The sequence below is a fragment of the Terriglobia bacterium genome (assembly GCA_020072565.1).
Lineage (GTDB): Bacteria > Acidobacteriota > UBA6911 > UBA6911 > UBA6911 > JAFNAG01.
Genome location: JAIQGI010000031.1, coordinates 31,526 through 53,212 on the forward strand (window position 1 = coordinate 31,526; position 21,687 = coordinate 53,212).

General features: G+C 58.6%; 16 protein-coding genes. 6 read left to right on the forward strand and 10 right to left on the reverse strand.

The genetic code is table 11. From position 1 onward, the window contains the following. The first annotated feature begins 40 nt into the window (after positions 1 to 40). On the forward strand, positions 41 to 3,922 hold the full coding sequence (purL, locus tag LAP85_18625; GenBank protein ID MBZ5498418.1) for a phosphoribosylformylglycinamidine synthase: 3,882 nt from the start codon (positions 41 to 43) through the stop codon (positions 3,920 to 3,922). 14 nt (positions 3,923 to 3,936) lie between these two features. On the opposite strand, the gene LAP85_18630 is transcribed toward purL, so the two are convergent. The 4 genes from LAP85_18630 to LAP85_18645 all read right to left on the reverse strand — a co-directional run bounded on the left by LAP85_18630 (position 3,937) and on the right by LAP85_18645 (position 8,433). Further along, positions 3,937 to 5,181 (reverse strand): cytochrome c3 family protein, encoded by a 1,245-nt coding sequence (locus LAP85_18630; GenBank protein ID MBZ5498419.1) that lies wholly within the window; start codon positions 5,179 to 5,181, stop codon positions 3,937 to 3,939. 10 nt (positions 5,182 to 5,191) lie between these two features. Next, positions 5,192 to 6,259 (reverse strand): cytochrome bc complex cytochrome b subunit, encoded by a 1,068-nt coding sequence (locus tag LAP85_18635; protein ID MBZ5498420.1) that lies wholly within the window; start codon positions 6,257 to 6,259, stop codon positions 5,192 to 5,194. Positions 6,260 to 6,263: 4 nt separating this feature from the next. Continuing rightward, the gene (locus tag LAP85_18640; protein MBZ5498421.1) at positions 6,264 to 6,707 is read right to left on the reverse strand and encodes a Rieske 2Fe-2S domain-containing protein; all 444 of its coding nucleotides are present in this window, start codon (positions 6,705 to 6,707) and stop codon (positions 6,264 to 6,266) included. A gap of 82 nt (positions 6,708 to 6,789) precedes the next feature. Beyond that, entirely contained in the window at positions 6,790 to 8,433 is a 1,644-nt protein-coding gene (locus tag LAP85_18645; protein MBZ5498422.1) for a DUF2339 domain-containing protein, read from the reverse strand. A 311-nt stretch (positions 8,434 to 8,744) separates the two neighbouring features. Between LAP85_18645 and LAP85_18650 the strand changes: the two genes are divergently transcribed. After that, on the forward strand, positions 8,745 to 11,462 hold the full coding sequence (locus LAP85_18650; GenBank protein ID MBZ5498423.1) for an AMP-binding protein: 2,718 nt from the start codon (positions 8,745 to 8,747) through the stop codon (positions 11,460 to 11,462). A gap of 51 nt (positions 11,463 to 11,513) precedes the next feature. On the opposite strand, the gene LAP85_18655 is transcribed toward LAP85_18650, so the two are convergent. The 5 genes from LAP85_18655 to LAP85_18675 all read right to left on the reverse strand — a co-directional run bounded on the left by LAP85_18655 (position 11,514) and on the right by LAP85_18675 (position 15,375). Continuing rightward, positions 11,514 to 11,696, reverse strand: a complete 183-nt coding sequence (locus LAP85_18655) for a hypothetical protein (GenBank protein MBZ5498424.1) — start codon at positions 11,694 to 11,696, stop codon at positions 11,514 to 11,516. Between the two features lie 95 nt (positions 11,697 to 11,791). Further along, the gene (locus tag LAP85_18660; protein ID MBZ5498425.1) at positions 11,792 to 12,883 is read right to left on the reverse strand and encodes an NADH-quinone oxidoreductase subunit H; all 1,092 of its coding nucleotides are present in this window, start codon (positions 12,881 to 12,883) and stop codon (positions 11,792 to 11,794) included. Between the two features lie 8 nt (positions 12,884 to 12,891). After that, a complete protein-coding gene (locus LAP85_18665) occupies positions 12,892 to 14,511 on the reverse strand; it encodes a (2Fe-2S)-binding protein (GenBank protein ID MBZ5498426.1) in 1,620 nt (539 codons plus the stop codon). A gap of 7 nt (positions 14,512 to 14,518) precedes the next feature. Next, entirely contained in the window at positions 14,519 to 15,031 is a 513-nt protein-coding gene (locus LAP85_18670; GenBank protein ID MBZ5498427.1) for an NADH-quinone oxidoreductase subunit C, read from the reverse strand. Beyond that, on the reverse strand, positions 15,022 to 15,375 hold the full coding sequence (locus tag LAP85_18675) for an NADH-quinone oxidoreductase subunit A (GenBank protein MBZ5498428.1): 354 nt from the start codon (positions 15,373 to 15,375) through the stop codon (positions 15,022 to 15,024). The genes LAP85_18670 and LAP85_18675 overlap by 10 nt, the downstream gene beginning before the upstream one ends. A gap of 521 nt (positions 15,376 to 15,896) precedes the next feature. Here LAP85_18675 and LAP85_18680 point away from each other — a divergent pair. Genes LAP85_18680 through LAP85_18690 form a run of 3 tightly spaced genes read left to right on the forward strand, consistent with a single transcriptional unit; the run spans position 15,897 to position 19,218 of the window. Beyond that, positions 15,897 to 17,120, forward strand: a complete 1,224-nt coding sequence (locus LAP85_18680; protein MBZ5498429.1) for a pyridoxal phosphate-dependent aminotransferase family protein — start codon at positions 15,897 to 15,899, stop codon at positions 17,118 to 17,120. Beyond that, positions 17,107 to 18,231, forward strand: a complete 1,125-nt coding sequence (locus LAP85_18685) for an N-acetyltransferase (protein ID MBZ5498430.1) — start codon at positions 17,107 to 17,109, stop codon at positions 18,229 to 18,231. Before LAP85_18680 ends, LAP85_18685 begins: the two co-directional genes overlap by 14 nt. Before the next feature lie 3 nt (positions 18,232 to 18,234). Then, positions 18,235 to 19,218: an NAD-dependent epimerase/dehydratase family protein gene (locus LAP85_18690; protein MBZ5498431.1), complete on the forward strand. Its 984-nt coding sequence runs from the start codon at positions 18,235 to 18,237 to the stop codon at positions 19,216 to 19,218. Between the two features lie 40 nt (positions 19,219 to 19,258). Here LAP85_18690 and LAP85_18695 read toward each other — a convergent pair whose 3' ends face one another. Then, positions 19,259 to 20,116: a hypothetical protein gene (locus LAP85_18695; protein ID MBZ5498432.1), complete on the reverse strand. Its 858-nt coding sequence runs from the start codon at positions 20,114 to 20,116 to the stop codon at positions 19,259 to 19,261. A gap of 267 nt (positions 20,117 to 20,383) precedes the next feature. On the opposite strand from LAP85_18695, the gene LAP85_18700 reads away from it, so the two are divergent. Next, positions 20,384 to 21,676 carry a hypothetical protein gene (locus LAP85_18700; protein ID MBZ5498433.1) on the forward strand — a complete coding sequence of 431 codons (1,293 nt, stop codon included), beginning with the start codon at positions 20,384 to 20,386 and terminating at the stop codon, positions 21,674 to 21,676. The last annotated feature ends 11 nt before the right edge of the window (positions 21,677 to 21,687 follow it).

Sequence of the window (21,687 nt, forward strand, 5' to 3'; positions counted from 1 at the left end):
TCGGGTTTCTCCGCATCGTGAAGTTCCGGCAGCCGGGGAAATGCTCGTGAAATTCGCGGTCAAAGATTGTAAAGTTACATGCTTCGGGGAGCGAAAAGTGAGTCTCATACGACGGTTCTACCGGCTGGTCGGCAAAGATCACGAGAATTGTTTCTACGTCGAGGTCGGCGGGCCGCTGCTCTCGCATGAACTGTCAATCCTGAGATGGCTGCTCGCAGAGACCTTCGAACCTCGAAAGCTGAGTGACAAGTCGTTTCTCGCGGCCGGCATTGGCGAAACGGTCGAGGTTGGCCCCCGCCTCAACTTCGAAACCGCCTTCTCCACCAATTCAGTGGCGATTTGCCGGTCCTGCGGCTTGCACAAAGTCTCACGTGTCGAGAAGTCGCGGCGCTGGATCCTGCCGCAGCACGAAGACCGGAGCCGCTTCCTCGCCGGCCATCACGACCGCATGACCGAATGCCCGTATCCGTCCGCTCTCGAGAGCTTCGAAACCGGGCTCGTCCCCGAAGCGGTCCTCTCCATTCCCTTTCTCGAGAAAGGGCCGGAGGCGCTGCGCGCCATCAACCGCGAATTGGGCCTGGGGATGGACGAGTGGGATCTCAGCTTCTATCACGACCTTTTTGCCAACAAGTTCCGGCGCAATCCGACCATTGTCGAGTGCTTCCAGCTCGCACAAGCCAACAGCGAGCACTCGCGCCACTGGTTCTTCAAAGGCAAGCTGATCATCGACGGTAAGACCGCGCCCGAAACGCTGATGGAGATCATCAAGTCCACCCTGCGCGCCAATCCGTCCAACAGCGTGATCGCATTCAAAGACAACTCGAGCGGCATCCGGGGCCACGAAGTCGCCACTGTCATTCCGACAGTGCCTGGAAAATCCTCGCCGTTAGTCTGGTGGAACGGCACATACGACATCATCTTCACCGCGGAAACGCACAACTTTCCGAGCGGCGTGGCGCCCTTCCCCGGCGCGGAGACCGGGACCGGCGGGAGAATCCGGGACGTCCACGCGACCGGCAGGGGCGCGCTGGTAATCGCCGCCACCGCGGGCTATTGCGTGGGCAATCTCAACATCAGGGGATTTCCGATCCCGGGCGAAGACGGCTCGTTTGCCTATCCGGCCAACCTCGCCAGCCCCATGCAGATCCTGATCGGCGAGAGCAACGGCGCTTCGGATTACGGCAACAAGTTCGGCGAACCCCTGATCCAGGGCTTTACCCGATCTTTCGGATTGCGTCTTCCGGACGGCACCCGCAGGGAATGGGTCAAGCCGATCATGTTCACCGGCGGCGTCGGCCAGCTGGATTCCCGCCACATCCAGAAGGGCGAGCCGCGAGAAGGGATGCTGGTGATCCAGATCGGTGGTCCGGCTTACCGGATCGGAATCGGAGGCGGGGCGGCGTCGAGCATGATCCAGGGTGAGAACAAGGAGGAGCTCGATTTCAGCGCCGTGCAGCGCGGTGATGCCGAAATGGAACAGAAGATGAATCGCGTCATCCGCGCGTGCGTCGAGATGGGGGAACGGAACCCGATCGTGAGCATCCACGATCAGGGAGCCGGAGGCCCGTGCAATGTTCTCACCGAGCTGGTAGATCCTGCAGGCGGACGAATCGAAATCCGGAACATCACACTCGGCGATCGGACGATGTCGGTGCTGGAAATCTGGGGCGCTGAATATCAGGAACGTACGGCCCTGCTCTTGAACCCTGATCGGCTGGATGAGTTTCACTCGATTTGCGCGCGGGAGAAGGTAACCTGCGAAGTACTCGGCAAAGTGACCGGGGACGGGCGCATCGTGGTGCACGACGCCCAGGATGATTCCACGCCGGTGAATCTGGAACTCGCTCCCATCCTCACGAATATTCCCCAGAAAACTTTCAAACTGGAACGTATCGGCCGGCGATCCGACCCGCTGCGCCTTCCGGTGAGTTTGCCGATCAGCGATGCGATGCAAATGATCTTTCGCCTGCCATCGGTCGGATCCAAGGGCTACCTGGTGAGAAAGGTCGATCGCTGCGTAACCGGGCTCGTGGCGCGCCAGCAATGTTGCGGTCCCTTGCACCTGCCGGTTTGCGACGTGGCCGTCGCCGCACAGAGTCACTTCGGCATTACCGGCGCCGCGATCGCGATTGGCGAGCAACCGGTCAAGAGCCTTGTGAGCGTAGCTGCCGGAGTGCGCATGGCCGTGGCCGAAGCGCTGACAAACATGGTTTGGGCGCACATCTCCGACCTCTCCCACATCAAATGCTCCGTCAACTGGATGTGGGCCGCGAAGACACCCGGAGAAGGGGCGGCGCTTTACGACGGAGCAGTTGCGCTGCGGGATCTGATGGTCACCCTGGGGATTGCAGCCGACGGCGGCAAGGACAGCCTGTCCATGGCCGCTCGTGTCGGCGATGAAGTGGTGAAAGCGCCCGGCCAGGTCGTCATCTCCGCATACGCCTCGATGCCCGATATCACACGCGTAATTACTCCCGACATCAAACATCCCGGCGAGAGCCGGCTGATGCTCCTCGATCTTGCTCCGGGGAAGAATCGGCTCGGAGGCTCAGCACTGGCGCAGGCTTTCGGACAGACCGGGAACGAGTCGCCGGACGTGGAAGATCCTCAGCTTCTCAAGCAGGCGTTCCTGGCGGTGCAAAACCTCATCGCGCAGGGATTGATTCTCGCCGGGCACGACCGTAGCGACGGCGGCCTCGCCACCACCGTTGCCGAGATGGCCATGTCCGGCAATTGCGGCGTCAGGATCATGCTGGAGGAAAAGACCGAATCTATCCCACAGCTCTTTGCGGAAGAACTGGGGCTGGTGATTGAGCATCTGCCCCGCGATGAAGACCGGATCTGCGCCGTGCTGCGAACCGCGGGTGTGCCGTTCAGATCCCTGGGTGAGACGCAGGCGGATCGCAGAGTCGTGATGACGCGCGGCGGGCAGCCGGTGCTGGATATCGCCACGCCGGTTCTGCTTTGCTGGTGGGAGGAAATCAGCGATCAAATCGAACTGCTGCAGATGAACCCCGTCTGCGCGCGAGAGCAGGCCTCGAACCATGATCGCCCGGGCCCCCGGTATCGTCTCGGTTTTGAGCCGCAGCCGACGCCAGGGCCCATCCTGCTGCGGGAGCGGAAACCCAGGGTGGCGATTCTGCGCGAAGAGGGAAGCAACGGTGATCGGGAGATGACCTCCGCCTTCTTTGCCGCAGGATTCGAGCCGTGGGACCTCACCATGTCGGACCTCCTGAACGGCGGCGTCTCGCTGGACGGGTTCCGGGGTCTGGTGTTCGTCGGCGGTTTCTCGTATGCCGACGTGCTCGACAGCGCCAAAGGGTGGGCGGGCATCATCCGCTTCCATGACCGGCTGCGTGAGATGTTCGATGCCTTCTATCGGAGCCCCGACACCTTCACACTCGGGGTCTGTAACGGCTGCCAGCTGATGGCGCTGCTCGGGTGGGTACCGTGGGCCGGGATCCCCGATACCACCCAGCCCAGGTTCATTCGGAACGCCTCGGAGAGGTTCGAGTCGCGTTGGGCGACGGTAAAGATCGTGAAGAGTCCGGCAATCATGTTCAAGGACATGGAGAACTCAACTCTTGGAATCTGGGTGGCGCACGGGGAGGGGCGCATGTACTGTCCCGACCCCGGCATCCTGCAGGAAGTAAGAGAGAAAATGCTCGCACCCTGCTACTTCGTGGACGACGAAGGAATCCCGACGGAGAAATATCCTTTCAATCCCAACGGCTCGACTCTCGGCATCACGGCCTTCTGCTCCCCGGACGGCCGACACCTGGCAATCATGCCGCATCCTGAGCGGTCGTTCCTGAAATGGCAATGGCCCTGGATCCCCGAATCCTGGAAGCACGATGTGCGGGTTTCCCCCTGGCTGCGGATGTTCCAGAACGCCCGCATCTGGTGCGATGGGAGTAAGTGATCCTGAGAGTGCTTTTATGACGACTTCCGCTGACGGATCTTCATGAGCAGAAGGCCGATCATGCCCAGCAGGATCACGGCCGATACTGCCATCCCTTTACGCCGATACGCAAGATCGGCAAGCGCCTGCCAGCCGCTTTGCTCGGAAGCCGCGGCTATGCTATCGCCTTCTTTGATGGGTTTGTTCAGCACTGCCGGATCGAAACTGTGAACCTGGACGCGAGCCAGAACCAGGCGGTCCCGCCCCTCGGCAAGCTGGTAGATCGGGCGGCTGACTTCCATCCCCGCCCGTTGCGCCTGATCGAGTACCTTGGTGGCAGCAGCCAGATGAGTCTCCAGACCGGTAACTCCCGCCTTCATTTGCAGCGCCGCGTTGTAGCCGGCACTTCCCTTCTCGTGACAGGTTGCGCATGTGGCGGGTTCTTCCACTCCGAGCATGGCGTCGGAGGGGTGCATGATTTCATGATTCTGATGGCAGGTCACGCACGCCGCCCACTTGTTCTCAGCAAAGGCCTTCCGGTGAGGGCCTTTGTTGAACAGGTCCCACTGGGTGACATGACACTGGCCGCACACGTTTGCAACCGCATCGACGCCCGGAGGGGTGGCGCCATGGTTGCCGTGGCAACTGTTGCATGTCGGCGCCGAAAGATCACGCTCCTTCATCAGAGCCTCGCCGTGCACACTCTTGCCGTAAAGCGCCTGCTGGTCGGTGGGGATGCCGTAAGACGCCATGCGCTCCGAGTCGCTGTGGCAGCGGCCGCAGGTGGCGGCAACGTTGGTCACATAGACGGGGCTGTTCGGATCTTTCGCCTGACGGATGCCATGGTATCCGTGACAGTCGATGCAGGTGGCCACATTCGGATCACCTGCCTGATATTTCTTGCCGTGTACGCTCGTCAGATATTCGCTGTACTGGTCCACGCGCGCCTGTGGATTGTACTTGCGCATGAAATCGGGATTGCTGTGGCAGGAGGCGCACAGTACGGCAATCTGTTTCCGGGCCGGATGACCGACGAAGCCCCTGCGCGGATTCATGGACTCCTCGGGCTTATCCTTGGTGGGATCGCCGCCGTGACAATTGGTGCAGGAAAGTCCGTTCTGGAAGTGGATGTCTTGTGCGGAGAGCCTCACCGGCACGTCGAACGGATCGCCCAGATCATGGTGACATCGGATGCATGTGCTTTCGGTCGCCTTCGGCGCGGTCTGGGCCTGAGCCTGGACCGGTGAAATGAGCATGATGAGCAGTAGTTGCTGCCACATGAGACTGTCCTTAAGTCCGATAGGCCAAGGCCGACAGGACGACGATATATATAAGAACCAGAGTACCCACGATGGGAAGCAGACTGCGCCGGCCCGCGCGCGGTTCCGGCGATATGAACGGAGTGATGACTAGCAGCAGTCCCAGCAAGCCGAAGGCCATGATCCCGAGGACCTCGCCGTCCATGCCGAGGATCCTCGATGGGATGTACTTCAGGGTTTGAAACATGTAAACGAAATACCACTCAGGCTTGATGCCGGCGGGGGCCGGAGAAAACGCGTCAGCTTTTTCCCCCAATTCCCATGGAAAGATGGCGGCAAGCACGGCCAGGACAGTCACAGCAGCCAGCCAGCCCACCAGATCACGCAAGAGAAAGTCAGGGACGAATTTCATCCTCGGCACTCTGGATTCGTCAACAGAAGGGGGCGCGCTCATGCCGTGCTTCTGAACCAGATAGAGGTGTAAGCTTATCAGCACGGTTGCAATCGCGGGCAGGATTGCCACATGAAATCCGAAGAAGCGCGTCAGCGTGGCCCCGGTCACCTCGTCGCCCCCGCGCAGGAATCGGAGCAAAAATGGGCCGACCAGGGGCACCACGCCGGCGATGTCGGTCCCCACCTTGGTGGCGAAGAAGGCCAACCTGTTCCAGGGGAGGAGGTAGCCGCTGAAACCGAAACAGAGCGCCAGAAAAAAAAGGAGAGCGCCCGTCACCCAGGTCAGCTCCCTCGGCCGCCGGAAGGAGCGCAGGAACAGAGCGCTGAACATGTGCACGAAGGCGGCCCCGATCATGAGGTTGGCCGACCAGCTGTGGATCGAGCGGATGAGCCAACCGAACTGGACCTCGGTCATGATGAACTGGACGCTCTCAAATGCATTTTCAGCACTCGGCCGATAGTAGAGCAAAAGCAGGATTCCGGTGCAGACCTGAACGGCGAACAGGAAAAGCGTCATGCCGCCGAAGTAGTACCAGATGGTGTGGCGATGAACCGGCACTTCCTTGTGCTCGATCAGCTCCTGGGCTGCGCGCCAGCCCAACCTCTCTTCCAGCCAGTCTCCCCACTTTGATATCCGCCCATTCATCCCGCTACCCCCGCGAAACTACAATCTCGTCGCCACGCACGTTCACCGTGAACGCCTCCAGCGGCCGCGGAGGCGGGCCGGAGATGTTCTTCCCTGTCAGGTCGTAGCGCCCGTTGTGGCAGGCACACCAGATCAGCTTCTCGTCCGTGCTGTATTGCACCGTGCAATCCAAGTGAGTGCATACGGCGCTGAACGCGCGATACTCACCCGCCGGAGTCTGAATCAAAAGGCCGGGCTTGCTGCCGAACTTGAATATTTTTCCCACGTTCGGCCTAAGCTCCGAGACCTTGCCCGCAACCACGCTGCTGGCAGAAGACTCGACCACCCGGGGGGGAATCATGAACTTTACGACGGGGTAAAGGATGGCGGCAAGTGTGGCCAAAGCACCTGTGCCCAGGAGATAGTTAAGAGCGTTACGCCGCGAAGTCGGCTGTTCGACTGCAATCATAGTTACAACCCGATCGATAGAGTAAATTAAGTGTATCAAGATATCCAATATGCCGTTACATGGCAAAGGAAATCTCAGCAAACTACTGTTTTCGCCCCAGCTGCCGGAGCTTCGTATAGAAGAGAGAGATACCCACAGCCATCAGCCCTAGGAACAAGAAGGCAACGACCCGGAACCTCAGATCCAGGCGTGCCAGATCGACCAAAAAGAGGTACAGCACAGTTGCTGCCAGGGTAAAGAGCGACATCCAGCGATACTTCACATTCTTGAGCAGCTGGCTCAGCAAGAAATATGCCACCGCAGTCGCCGTCCATGATAGCGTCACGTATGACGCGGGCACGGCATGATAGAGCGAGTAAAGCACCATGACGAAGGTAGTCGCCAGATAGACGTTGCGCAGCCCGTCGGTTCGAAGCGTCAAGCGCTCTTTCTGCCAGTTCATGACGCGAGCGCTTCCGAGCGCAACGAGCGCAAAGCTGAAATTGACCAGGTCCGATGGGGGCGAGCTGACCCAATAGGCGAGCAGAATGCCTATATAGATGATCGCGTTCACCACGACGAGGATTCTGGATCGAAACCAGAGGGCCATAGATACGACGAGGAAGCTCTGCAGCGCCAGCCAGAGGAATGCCTCAGGCACTTTGGCAAATCCATAGATCGCGATGCTCAGCGCCATGTAACTGCAGCAGGCATATGTCGCCGCGGCAAGCTGGATGTGGGTCCTCAGCCACTGTACCGCTGAACAGGCCAGCAGAAGTAGGCAAGCGGCCAAAGAAATCATCGCGAAATCCTTGGGGAAAAGCGCCAGCACGGCGAGGGACACGACTGCACAGAAACCCACACAGTTCAGAAACACCACACCTACTCGGCCGGCGTCCGAGGCGGCATCCCGGTCATAGAAAAGCGTGGGCCACGCAAAGACAGCCGCGCTGAGAAAAAGGTACGTCAGAGAAAACTGATGCACCCCGATCCCGCCCAAGGGGCGACCCACGAGCGGATTGTTGAGCAGCCAGAGAACATGTGTGATATAGCCAAGCACGATCGTGAGATTCAGCAGGCGCCACCAGTCGCGGCGCAACGCCAGGTATACGGCCAGCGCTGAGTGCACTGCAACCAAGGACAGGGCCGCATGGGTGGTATCGCTCAGCAGGGCCGACATCAGCCCGAGGAGAACGCCCAGGGCTAGAAGAGCCTGGGAGCGGATGACCAACGCGAAGGAAATCTGGAATGCCACGACCAATAAGAGCAGTGCGAGTGCAATCTGCCGGTCCTTGACCAGAGGAGTCGAGGTGAAGTAGTGGAGCCGAAGGGTAGTGTAGTAGGTAAGCAGCAGGCTCGCACTGACAAGAATGCGCGCAAGATACGGAAAGCCTCGCTGCCAGACGCGTGCGAGGGCATACAGCCCGGCAGCGGCACAGTAGCCCATCACCGCAGGAAAAAGGTTGTGGCCCTGGTTGAGCGTGTAGGTCATCAGAAAAACAATGCCCAGAAGGAACACGATGCTGCCTGCCCAGGCCAGACCGAATTCGCCGATGCTCTGCTCCAGTCCCGCTTCTTCCCCAGCCGCGGCCGGCGAGTCGGCAAGGTGGTTTTCGAGGTTCGGCGCAGGCACAGATTCGGTTGCAGTCAAGCCCAAGTGCATTTCGAGGCGGGCGATTCTCTTCTCGAATTGCTGAAGGGACTGGAGGATCGCTTCTAATTCGGGGTCAGAAAGATTCTCTGTCATGGCCCAGCGCGCTCCTCCAGCGCAAGCAGGCTGCATCAAAACCCGTGTGCACGGAACAACTTGGAGCAAGTGTACCGTGTGCCGGCTTATTATGCCAGATCTCCGGCCAAAACCAGGGGCCCGGAGCCAGAGGCCAGGAGCCGGAGGGAGGAACCGTTGATCCTGTTTGCACCTTGTCGAATCTGGTTTCGGGCCGTTTCACGCGGTCAACCTCTTAGGACATATGCATCGCCGTCATTTTGACTCCTGACTCCTGATGTGTCTTGAGGTACGGCTTGTGCGCCGAGAGTCGGGTATCGTATGCTGGGTGAATGGAAGCCACAGCGGAATTGACGACATACAATGCGCGCTTTGAACAGATCGTGCGGCGCATGCCTGATCGGATTGCGGTTCGTCTCAAGACTCCGGCTGGATATCGCCAGATCACATACGGTGAGTTGCACCGGCAGGTGCGGGGCGTTGCCCTCGCCCTCCTGGCTCACGGCCTGCAGCGACAGGCTCGGGCAGCCATCCTTTCCGAGAACAGGCCGGAATGGGTCGTGGCCTACCTGGGCATCTATATGGCGGGCGGAAGTGTCGTTCCCCTGGATCCTCAGATCTCTCCTGAAGAATGGCGCCGCTTGTTGGACGATTCTGAGACGCAGGCAGTTTTTGTGAGCGGGCTTTTGCTGCCGAAGCTCCAGGAAGCTCTGCAGGATTCCCCCCTCCGCGATCGGATCATATGTTTTGATCCTGTCGGCTCCGGCGAGAGCACGCGCTGCCTTGCCGACATGATTGAAGCCGGACAGGGTCTGGTCCCGCCTCCCGCGTTGCCAGAAACCCGTCTCTCTGATGTCGTCGTCATCATCTACACCTCGGGGACCACGGGGAAGCCCAAGGGGGTCATGCTTAGCCAGGAAAACGTCGTCAGCGAGATTACGGCAGCGTTTCAGGCCATCCGCGGCATTGACGAAAGAGATGTTTTTCTCTGTCTCCTGCCACTGCAGCACGTGTTCGCGTCCGTCGTGAGTTTCCTGATTCCCCTGTACGTGGGAGCGCAGGTGGTCTTTGCCGACACCTTGAAGCGCTCCGAAATCCTGGCGGCTCTTCAGGAGGCGGGGATTTCCGTCCTGGCAACCGTGCCGCAGTTCTTTTACCTGTTTCACGGGCGCATCGAGGAGGAGCTTGCGCACAAGGGGCGGCTTGGGCGCAAGCTGTTTCGCGGTTTGCTGAGGTTCAACCGGTTCTGCATCAACCGTTTCCAGCTCAACTTGGGCAGGCTGCTCTTCGGCCGCATCCATCGTAACTTCGGCGCCAGACTCAGGCTGTTCGTCAGCGGCGGATCGGCCTTTGACCCCAAAGTGGCGCAGGAATTCTATGATCTCGGTTTTACGATCCTTCAGGGTTACGGGCTCACGGAGACTACCGGAGCAGCTGCAGTCACACGCGTCGAGCGCAACATCGTCGGCTCCGTCGGCCCGGCATTACCGGGAACGGAAATCACGATCCTCGATCCGGGACAAGGCGGCGTCGGCGAAGTGGCGATTCGCGGTCCGATTGTGATGAAGGGCTATTACAGAAATGCCCAAGGGACAGCGGGAGTGATGCGCGACGGGTGGTTCCTGTCTGGGGACCTGGGGTGGATGGATGAGCAGGGCAACCTTTTCATCACTGGAAGAAAAAAGGAGGTCATCGTCCTGCCCAACGGCAAGAATATCTATCCGGATGAGGTGGAAGCGCACTATGCGCAATGCCCCTACATAAAGGAAATTGCAGTTCTGGGCATAGCCGAACCGGAGCGGAGCGGCGCCGAGCGACTCCACGCCGTCGTCGTTCCCGATTTTGATGCGTTGAAAGCCAGGAGGATCGCCAATGCCCGCGAGATCCTGCGCGATGAAATCGCCCGGCTGTCACATCAACTGCCTCAGTACAAGCGGCTCATGAGCTACCAGATTCAGAAGGAACCATTGCCCTGCACGACGACCCATAAGATCAAGAGACTCGAGCTCAAGCGGATGATCGAGAGTGGTGAACTGAGGGAAGACGAGACCGCCGCCGCCGCCGAGGCGGATTCAACTGAAGACCGTGAATTGCTGGAGTCTGCCGTCGGTCAGGAGGTGATATCCACTCTGCGTGAGACCTATCGCCGGGATTCCCCTGTCGAGCTCGATATGAATCTCGAGTTGGACCTCGGATTCGACTCCATGGAACGGGTGGAGCTTCTGGCCAGCTTGGAGCAATCGCTTGGCCTGAAGCTTCCTGAGAGCTTCGGTGCGGAAATCTACACCGTGCGGGACCTGATCCGCGGCCTGCAGCAGCCGACGGGCGCCACTGCCGCCGCCAGCGCACTCCGGCAGAGCTGGGGAAGAATCCTCTCTCCAGAATCCTTGGGGCAGGAAGAAAGCATACAATCGCGTTTTTCCGGCACCGCGCTCGCTCTATTCAGATTTGCAGGAATCCGGATGGTCTATCTGATCTTCAAGGTCTTTTTTCGCCTGGAGGCGGCGGGGCTGGAAAACCTGCCTCGAGAGGGGCCCTTCCTGATCTGCCCCAATCACCAGAGCTACATCGATCCGTTGATAGTGCTGGCTCCCTTGCCTTATCGCCTTGTCAAGCAGATCTTCTTCGTCGGCGCCGCAGACTTTTTCAGCAGTCCGTTGATGAAGCTGCTGGCCCGGGTGGCAAACATCTTCCCCGTCGATCCGGACGCACACCTGCTGCGCGCGATGAAGATCGGGGCCTATGGCTTGCGCAGCGGGCGCATCCTCTGCATTTTTCCGGAGGGGGCGCGCTCCTTCGACGGCGGGCTTGGACTATTCAAGAAAGGGGCTGCGATCCTGGCGCGGGAGATTGGTGTGGTCATGGTTCCAGTGGCAATTCGCGGCGCCCATGAGGTGTGGGCGCGCGATAGCCGCCGTATTCATCTGCACAAACTGAAGGTCATGTTTGGGGAGCCCTTGAGGGCCTGCCAGGGGGAAGAATCCGCCCCGTATCAGGCGGACACAATTCAGCTCCGGCAGACAGTTGCCCGCCTGATCGAGCTCAGCTGAGAAACCCGCCGCCGGGGGAGAGGGACTGCCTCCCGGCGCCGGAGCGGAGAATTACTTGATTTTGAATACGAGTCCGACGGAGAGACGGAGGTTGTTGCGTCCTTCCTTCTGGCCGGTCACCGCGTTGTTTGCGGTAATCCTGTCATAGTCTATTGAATGATCGAGAGTCAGATGACGTCCGGCTCCCGATGGTTCAGATTCATACATATCTAACAGCCCAGCTTTACTACCCATCAGTCTCCCGAAGCAGGCCGCCCGGGTCTTTCGGGGTGCTGATTAAAGCCGTGTCGCGTCACCCGATCCAGGCCCCGGCGCCCACTCTGCTGCAACTAATGTCCGAAGTGCACGAAGGCCAGTACAAATCCCGTGATGAAGATATTCAGTATAGACAGAGGCAGAAGGATCTTCCACCCCAAATGCATCAGCTGGTCATAGCGGAAACGGGGGAGAGTCCAGCGAATGAGGAGGAGAAACCAGCAAAAGAACACCACCTTGAGCGCAAATGCCACAATCTGCATGAGTGTCACCGCTAAGGCGGAACACAACACGACCGATCCCCAGGGAAAGTGAAATCCGTCCGCCAGCAAGTAAGGAACCTGCCAGCCGCCGCAGAAAAACGTCGTCAAGAGAGCAGCGATGAGGATGGTCTCCACGAAATCGGTCATGAAAAAGGCACCGAACTTCATGCTGCTGTATTCGAGGAAGTAGCCGATGATTTCCGATTCCCCTTCCGGCAGATCAAATGGCACCCTTTTGGTTTCCGCGAAGCCGGCGACAAGAAAGAGCAGGAAGCCAAGGGGCTGAAGAAAAATCCCCCACCTCGGCAACCATCCCCACAGCAGGGCACCTTGCGCCCGGTTCAATTCTGCGAGGTCCAGCGTCCCGAAGATCATGAGCAGCCCCACAAGCGTCGCGCCCATGGTGATTTCATAGCTGATCATCTGGCTCGAAGCGCGCAGGCCCCCCAAAAATGCAAACTTGTTGTTGGAGGAGAATCCCGCGAGAAAGGTGCCGAAAATCCCCATCGACATCATGGCGAAGATGAACAGCAGTCCTATGTTGAACGGAAAGATCTGCAGCTCAATGGTTCTTCCGCCAATCTGAATCGAATTGCCGAAAGGGATGGCCGCAAAGCTCATCAAGGCGAAAAACAGGGCCACGATCGGAGCGGCCGTATGCAGCAGCTTGTCGCCTCCGGGCGGTACGTAGTCCTCTTTGAAGAACATCTTCAGAGCGTCCGCAAGGATATGGGGCAAGCCGAACGCGCGGATGCCCAGAATGGGTGCCCGGTTGGCGCCCAGGCGATCCTGCATGACAGCCGACTGTTTCCGCTCCATCCAGGTCAACAGCGAGGTGAGCGTCAGCACGCATGTGAGAAAAAAGACGGCTTTGGCCAGGATGATAAGAACATCAAGCCACATACAGCCATTTACCCCAACTTGAGCATTTGACCCGATTCGCCTACGGTCGCGTAGTCCATTCCCGCAAAAGCCAGAAACCGGGTTCCAATCTCCTGGAACACCTGCTCCGCGGATACGACGGGCAGCGCCACTCCCAGCGCGGCCGCAAGCTGCGCAAAGATTTCCAGGTCCGGCAGAGACTGCTCCAGCGGTGGAATTGCGGCATGGATGCGCTGGACCCGCCCCTGGAAATTGGTAAACGTCCCGGTCTTTTCGGCATAGAGGGCGCTGGGCAGCTGGACATCTGCCATGCCGGCCGTAGCGTGCGCGAAGGCACCGTGAAAGGCAACAAAATCCAGGTTTGCCAAGGCATTGCCTGCCAGATTGGCGTCGTGGCCCCGGGTCAGGTCGTGATGGCAGATGTAGAGGAAACGAACTTGGCCTTCGGCGCAAGCCTGGAGCAATTTGTCGCTTCCGGCGCCGGCAAAACCCATTACCTCCGCACCGAACGCATTCGGATTCTTATCGGCTGTAACCAGGAAGCCGTCCGAGTAGCCGACCTCGCGCTGGGGAACCCGATACTCGAAGTTCTTCACATTCAAGCCGGTACGGAAAAGCCGGTCCATCTGGAACAGCTCTTCATTGGTCATCTGCGGCGAGGCGAGCACAGCCACGGCCTGGGGACCGAACTTTTCCACCGTACGCTTTAGGGCAACCGCGGTGCGCGCGACCGCCTCGTCCCAGCCCGCTGTTCGATGAACTCCTTCCTGCTTCAACGAAGGAACCCGGAGCCGCTCCGGGGCGTCAATCGCGTGGTACGAGTACCGGCCTTCGTCGCACATCCAGTAGCGGTTGACCTCAGGGTTGAACCGGGGCTTGAGGCGATGAACCCGTCGGCTGTGATAGCGTGGGTTGAAACGTTCGTTGAAGTGGATCTCGATGTTGCAGCCACGGCTGCACCCGGGGCAGATGGAGGAAGCGCTGCCCAAAAACCAGACTCGGCATTGAAAACGGAAATCGCGATCGGTCAAAGCACCAACAGGACAGAGATCCACGACATTGCCGGAGTAGGGATTGTCCAGCTCCGCCCCCGGAAATATGGCAATCTCGCTCAGATGCCCGCGCTCATGCACCGCCAGTTCCGCACTCTTGGAGATCTCCTGGGTAAAGCGGACGCACCGGGTACAGAGAATGCAGCGTTCCTGATCGAGGATCACGTGCGGCCCGATCGGCAGAGCTTTCCTGCGCTTTTTCTTGTTTTCATTGAAGCGCGGATCATAGCAGCCATGATCCATGTAATAGTTCTGCAGCTCGCACTCTCCCGACTGGTCGCACACCGGACAGTCCAGCGGGTGATTGAGAAGCAGAAATTCCAGGACCGATTGACGGTTGCGAAGCACCTCGGGCGTGCGCGTCCGGACAACCATCCCCCGGGCGATCGGGGTTGCGCACGAGGGTTGAAGCTTAGGGATCTTTTCGACTTCCACCAGACACATCCGGCAACTGCCGACGATCGAAAGGCCGGGATGGTAACAGTAATGCGGGATCTCGATGCCGATCGATCTCGCGGCCTCCAGAACGGTCGTTCCTGTGGCGGCCTGCACGGTCTGCCCGTCAATTGTGAATGTAACCAACTCTTTATCGGACACCGATACCTCAGTTTTTCGGTCCAATCAACGGCTGCCGCCGGCGGATCGGATAATCCTTGCGCAGCGGATGTCCTTCGAATTCCGGGTACAGGAGAATGCGCTTCAGTTCCGGGTGCCCCGTGAACTCGATCCCGAACATGTCCCAGACCTCCCTCTCCAACCAGTTCGCGCTCCCCCAAAGCGAGGTCGCGGAATCAAGCGTTGGCTTATCGCCCTGCAGTCTCACCTTGATGCGCAGCCGCTGGTTGAAAGGCAAGGAAAGCAGGTGGTAGACAACCTCAAATCTGGGCTCGCGCCCCAAGTAATCGACTGCCGTGACATCCAGGAGAACGTTAAAGAGCAGCCGCGTGTCCTGCTTCAAGAACTCCAGGATTTTTCGCAGCGCGGCGGGCGAAACGACGGCCGTGGCCTCATCATGCGACGGGGAAGCTTCGCAAATCTCCTGAGGGAAATTCTCCGCCAGCAGCGTCAACGGCCGATGCAGGTCGTTCGAGTTATCAGCCGGATCCTCTACTCCCATTCGAGCGCTCCCGTTTTCCATGCATACACAAAGCCGACACCGACAACCAGAAAAAAGATGAACATCTCCATGAATCCGAAAATCCCCAGGCTGCGGAATACTACGGCCCAGGGAAACAGGAAAGCGAGTTCGACATCAAACAGAATAAAGAGCAGCGCCATGAGGTAGAAACGGACGGGCACCGGCCTGTGGCCCATGCCTTCCGACGGCATTCCACATTCGAAAGGCTCGTCCTTAATCCGGGAACGTTTCTTCGGGCCGAGAAAGGTCGAGGCGGCCACAAAGAGTGCGGCAATTCCGCCTACCAGCAGCGCCATCACAAGCACAGGCAAAAGGTCATTCATGGGGGGCACAGCCTCACATCCTGGGGAATGCGAAACCCGAAATGTACACTCTGGCCTGTCGAAAATCAATTCAAAAAAAGCGCAAAAGTGAGCGCTCCTCTTCAACATAAGGCTCTATAGTGCAACAGCTTAGCCGCTGATACGGGCTCGTTGTCCGCCATGAGGACAACGCACAAGGCCGCGTGCCCGGTTCAAACATCGCGACGAGCGGGATCCCTTCAGGGTTCGGCGGCAGGGCGGAAAAGCCACGATGCAAGACCGGCTCTGAGAAGCTCAACGCCTGCATTCAGGCTATTTTTGCTTGCCTTTCCGCGAAACCGGCGCCATTCTCCCCTGGAAGCAACAGCTGAGCGGGCGACGTGAAAACTCAAGGAAATGCAAACCAGCCCCTGACCATTCACGCACATTTGTCACCTGACGCGCAAATTCTGTTTTGCAAGAATTCCTTCACGGTATAGGATGGCGGATCATATTCACTACGATATCCAAGGGGCGCAAGTACCTGGTTGGCTGGAGTCGAGATGAAGAACTCTAATTGGATTAAAGAACGAATTCTGAATTACAAAGACGCCGAAAGACTCATGGCTTTGGGTTTGTATCAGTTTTTCAGGCCGATCCAATCCGAGCAGGACACGGAAGTCACGGTGGACGGCCGCAAATTGCTGATGTTCGGATCGAACAGTTACATGGGCCTCACCAATCACCCTAAGGTCAAGGAGGCTGCAGCCCAGGCGCTGCACAAGTACGGGACGGCATGTGCGGGATCGCGCTTCCTGAACGGCACCCTTGATATTCATATCGAGTGTGAAGAAAAGATCGCCGCATTCGTGGGGAAAGAGGCGGCGCTGCTCTACTCCACAGGCTTTCAGGTGAACCAGGGGGTAATATCCGCCTTGGTGGGGCACGGCGATTTCGTCCTGCTCGACAAGCTGGATCATGCGAGCATCGTCGACGGCGCCCGCCTGAGCTTCGGCAAGACCGTCCGATTCAGGCACAACGATATGAAGGGGCTCGAGGAGGTATTGAAGCCGATCCCTTACGAACGGGGAAAGTTGATCGTGGCGGACGGGGTCTTCAGCATGGATGGAGACATCGTAGATCTGCCCACGATGGTGGAGCTGGCCGAGAAGTACAATGCCATGATCATGATCGACGACGCTCACGCGATCGGCGTGATCGGGGAGGGAGGAAGGGGCACTTCCTCTCATTTCGGACTGACCGACAAGGTGGAGTTGATCATGGGCACCTTCAGCAAATCGCTCGCGTCGCAGGGCGGTTTCGTTGCCTCTGATAACGCGACCATCCACTATCTCAAGCACAACTCGAGGTCGCTCATATTCAGCGCCAGCCCGACCCCCGCCAACGTGGCGGCGGTTATGGCCGCCCTCGACATCATCGAATCCGAGCCGGAGCGCCTCCAGAGACTCTGGGACAACACCCACCGTATGTCGGGAAGCCTCAAAGGAATGGGTTATAACCTCGGCCAATCGGTGACACCCATTCTGCCCGTCATAGTCGGGGACGACCTGAAATGCCTTCGAATGTCGCTCGCGCTGCAGGAGGAGGGTATTTTCGTAAATCCAGTCGTCTACCCGGGGGTCGAGGTTGGCCAGGCGCTCTTGCGTGTAAGCCTCATGGCCACTCATTCATTTGAGCAGATTGACTGCGCGCTTGACAAGTTCGAGCGTGTCGGTAAACGCTTGGGGGTCATCACCTGTGGAATCGGGTGCTATGATCATTCGTGAGGCCGTCACCAGGAATGACATAGACCGATTTATCAGGCTCCCGTGGAAGATTTACCGGAATGACAAGAACTGGGTACCGCCGCTCATTCTTGAGCGCAGGGACTTCCTGAACCCTGATAAGAATCCCTTCTTCGAACATGCGGACGTGAAGCTCTACCTCGCCTCTGATGAAGCCGGCGATGAAGTGGGCCGCATCGCGGCCGTCATCAATTTCAATCACATCCGGACTCACCACGAAAATGCCGGATTTTTCGGCCTCTTTGAATGTGCCGATGATCAGACCGTTGCCAACCGCCTGTTCGATGCAGCCGGGAACTTCCTCCGCTCCCAGGGCATGGAGACAATGCGGGGCCCCGAAAACCTGTGCGTAAACGACGATATCGGCCTTCTCATCGAGGGATTCGGCACGCCTGCCATGATCCTGATGCCCCACAACCCGCCTTACTATGAGCGGCTGGTCGAGGGCTACGGCTTCAAGAAGGCCATGGATCTTTTCGCCTATTACATTGAGTTCAAGCAGGAACGCATACCGGATGAGGTCCTGCGGTGGGCCGAAATCAACCGGCGCCGGCACGAGTTCACCATCCGCTCCCTGCGCATGAACGACTTTGCCGCCGATCTGGAGCGGATCCGCACCATCTACACCTCCGCCTGGGAGGACAACTGGGGAGCGGTGGCCATGACGGCGCGCGAATTCGATCATCTGGCCAGGAGTCTCAAACAGATGGTCGATCCTGATCTGTGCCTGATTGCCGAGGTCAATGGGGAAGCGGTCGGTTTCTCACTCGCCTTGCCGGACATTAACCAGATTCTGATCCGGCTTAACGGCAGGCTTTTCCCCTTCGGAATTTTCAGGATCCTCCACCAGAAAGGCAGGATCGATGCGCTGCGCTTAATAACCATGGGAGTGCTCAAGAAATTCCGGCACCGGGGGATTGACACCTGTTTCTACTACGAAACTTATCAGAGGGCGCGGGCCAGAGGGATCTGGCGGGGAGAGATGTCCTGGATCCTGGAGAACAATGCCATCATGAACCGGATCATGGAGAATATCGGATTTAAAGTCTACAAGAAGTATCGTTTGTATGATTTTTCTCTCAGCGCGTCATAGTTGATGCGAAAAGTTCTCGTAACCGGAGCTTCCGGATTTATCGGCGGACATGTAGTGCATGCCCTGCGGTCACGAGGCATTGCCGTCCGCTGCTTGGTAAGGCAAAGCAGCCGCCTGGATTTCATCAGGCCCCTGGACGTTGAGTTGGCCTCGGGAGACGTTACGGAGGCGGAGACTCTGGCGTCGGCAATCGAAGGCGTCGACGCAGTTGTGCACTGTGCGGGACTCACCAAGGCCCCCTCGCGAGCCGGCTATTTCCGGGTCAACGAAGGCGGGTCCAGGAATCTTTACACCGCGTGCAGGCGCCGCAAGGACAAGATCCTGAAAATCGTGCACCTCAGCAGCCTGGCAGCGCTCGGCCCGTCAACCGATGGCAGGCCCATAACCGAAGACTCCATCCCTCATCCGGTCAGCGATTACGGCGAGAGCAAGCTTGCCGCCCAGCGAGTCGCTGAGTCCTTTGTGGGCGATCTTCCCGTGAGCATTGTCGTGCCGCCCGCGGTCTACGGGCCGCGCGACCTGGACTTCTATGTCTACTTCAGGTTTGTAAGGCGAGGGATCATTCCGCTCATCGGGATGCGCGCGCACCATCTCTCCCTGATCTATGTGCAGGATCTCGCTGACGCCGTCGCTGCGGTTCTTCTCAGCGAACACACCGTGGGAAGGTCCTATCTGGTGGATGACGGATGCATTCAAACCTGGACCAGTGTGGCCGACGCAATTGCCTGCGCCCTGGTCAGGAAGCCGAAACGCGTGCGCATGCCGGTTGCGGCAGCCCGGAGCTTGGGCGCAATCGGGGACATCTGTGCGCGACTCACGGGGAAAGTCTGGCTGATCAACTCGCAGAAGGTTCGGGAGTTCCTGCAGACATCCTGGACCTGCTCCTCACAACGAATCCGCGATGAATTGGGCTTCCGCCCGCAATATTCCCTGGAAAGAGGAATCCGGGAGACGCTTTCCTGGTACCAGGAGAACAAATGGCTCTGAAACCCGATATCCGCCGGTGGTCGTGTGCCGGCTTCTTGGGCTACTTTGCCGAGCCGTTCGCCGGCGGCATGATGCTTACGCCGCCCGAAAGGCGGTCGACCTCGGTTTTGATCAGCGGATTTTCCGGAAAGTCGCGAGCCATCTCTCTCAGCAGGGCCAGCGCCTGCTGAGGCTGCTTCTCCCGCAAATAGATCACCGACAGCAGGATTTTCGCAAACGGCGGATAATAGCGGCCGCCCTCGACCACCTTCTTTAATTCTTCGATAGCTTTCTGCTTATTCCCATCGATCTGATCGAAGCGGATGAAAAGCCGGAAGAAGAAATTCAGATTTCCGACGACGTACTCCACGGATCCGAGCGTCAGATAGGCATCGTAAAAGGGCGGATTCAAAGCCAGCAGCTTGCGTGCGTACTGCTGGGATTCTTTGGAGAGCGAGTAGCTGCGGATGTATCTCTTCTCGACCAGGCTGTAGTAATCCGTTTCCACGCCTGAGGCCATGCACAGGGCGAACATCGCGTTGCGGTCTTTCGGGTCAACCGCTAATCGCGCCGCAGCACGCTTCCTTGCCTCCCCCGTCATTGCAAACAGCTGTGCGCGCACTGACGGATCGGGCTTCAGTTTCTTCCTGTCGGTGACTTTGTCATTGTCCTCGAAGAAATCCGTCTCAAGGATCCTCAGACGGTGAAACTCGGAATAGAGGTAGGCAGCGGCATGCACAGAGTACAGAAGGGGGTCATCCGCGTGGCTGCGGAGCTGGTCATCGAGGATCGAATGCGCCCCCGCAAAGTCGCAGTTGTACAATCGGTTGAATGCCCGGTTGATCGCGGTCGGCGATGGAGAAACTCTCGCCTGTCCCCCGCCGGCAACCAGCCAAAGCAGAATACAAACTAAATTCATGATGCACTGCCTCAAGCGTCTCTCGTAGGAAGACGCCGGCTGAGAGAGTACGGGATGCGGCGCCCGCCCACACCTGAATGAGCGAAAAAACAGGGTGAGAAGATATCAGCCTTGCAAGTGGAGCGTCAAGAAAATCGTTGGGCGTGGAGGTTCTTTGGGGGCCGGCATTGACTGCCCCGCCGGCAACTAATATCATCCAATGAGTGGGCCGGCCTGAAGTCGGCGGAAACGGTTCAATGCATGCAACTTCCTGGCGCGGTGTTGTCGATGCGAAATTTTCGGTGGCGGCTGGTTTGGTGTCTGATCCTGATCCCGTTTTTATTGTCGGGCGGAATTGCCCGCGCTCTGCTGCAGGAGGTCGCGCAGCCCGAAAAGCTGCTCGCGGTCGCGGACGATCTCGTACCCGCGGTGGCTCGTCTTCGGCATCTCGAACCCAAGGCGCCCATCCAAAAAGGGATTAAGACCCGTGCGGAGATCTCCCAGTTCATCACCCGGGAAGTCTCCGACCATTACGAGAAAAACGAACTCAAGAGTGAAGGAGCCCTGCTGCAGAAACTCGGATTGATTCCGCCCGACATGGACTATGCCGGATTCATACTCAAGCTTCTTACCGAGCAGGTCGGCGGATTTTACGATCCCGAGAAAAAAGCATACTTCATTGCAGGATGGCTCCCGATCGAGGAACAGAAGCCGGCGATGGTCCATGAGCTGACACACGCGCTCCAGGACCAGTACTTCGATCTCAAGGGTATGCAGCAGCGCGACCGCAAGTCGCATAACGAAGACCTGGCCCTCGCCCACCAGGCTATCGCCGAAGGAGACGCGACGGCGGTCATGCTCGACTTCATCCTGGAGCCGGCAGGCATGACCTACCTGCAAATTCCAAACTTGGTCTCCTCCATGAGCTCGCAGCTCTCGCTGGTAAACGATCCGTTCGAAGTGCTCAGGAGTGCTCCGGACTATATCAGGGAAACCCTGGTTTTCCCATACAGTTATGGCACCGCCTTTATGCAGAAGGTCCGGGCCCACGGCGAGCCCTGGTCCGTGGTCGACAAGATCTACTCGGACCTGCCGGTCTCGACCGAGCAGATCATCCACCCCGACAAGTACCTGGGCCGGCGCGACAATCCCAAGCCCGTCTCAGTGGAGGACCCGACGTCACAGTTGGGAAAGGACTGGAAGGTCACTTACAGAAACGTGCTCGGTGAGTTTTCGCTCTACCTGCTTCTGAAACTCAACCTGCCGGAGGAGTCGGCTAGAAATGCTGCCGACGGTTGGGGCGGTGACCAGGTAATCCTGGTTGAGGAGAACGCGGGCAGCCACGGCGCCGTGTTCGCCGAGAGCGTCTGGGATGATCAGCAGAGCGCGGACCGGTTCTACGGTGCGCTGTCAACCTGGCTGGCCAACAGGTATCCGAAGGGGCAGAGAGTCGGCGAGTCCGAGAGCGGATTTGGGATGGTATCGAACGGCGAGTACTCTTCGATTCGGCGCCGCGGCCCGAAGGTTCGCCTCATCGTGGGACTGCCGGAATCCTATGCCGATAAATTCGCCAACCGCTGAAGGGGCTGCGT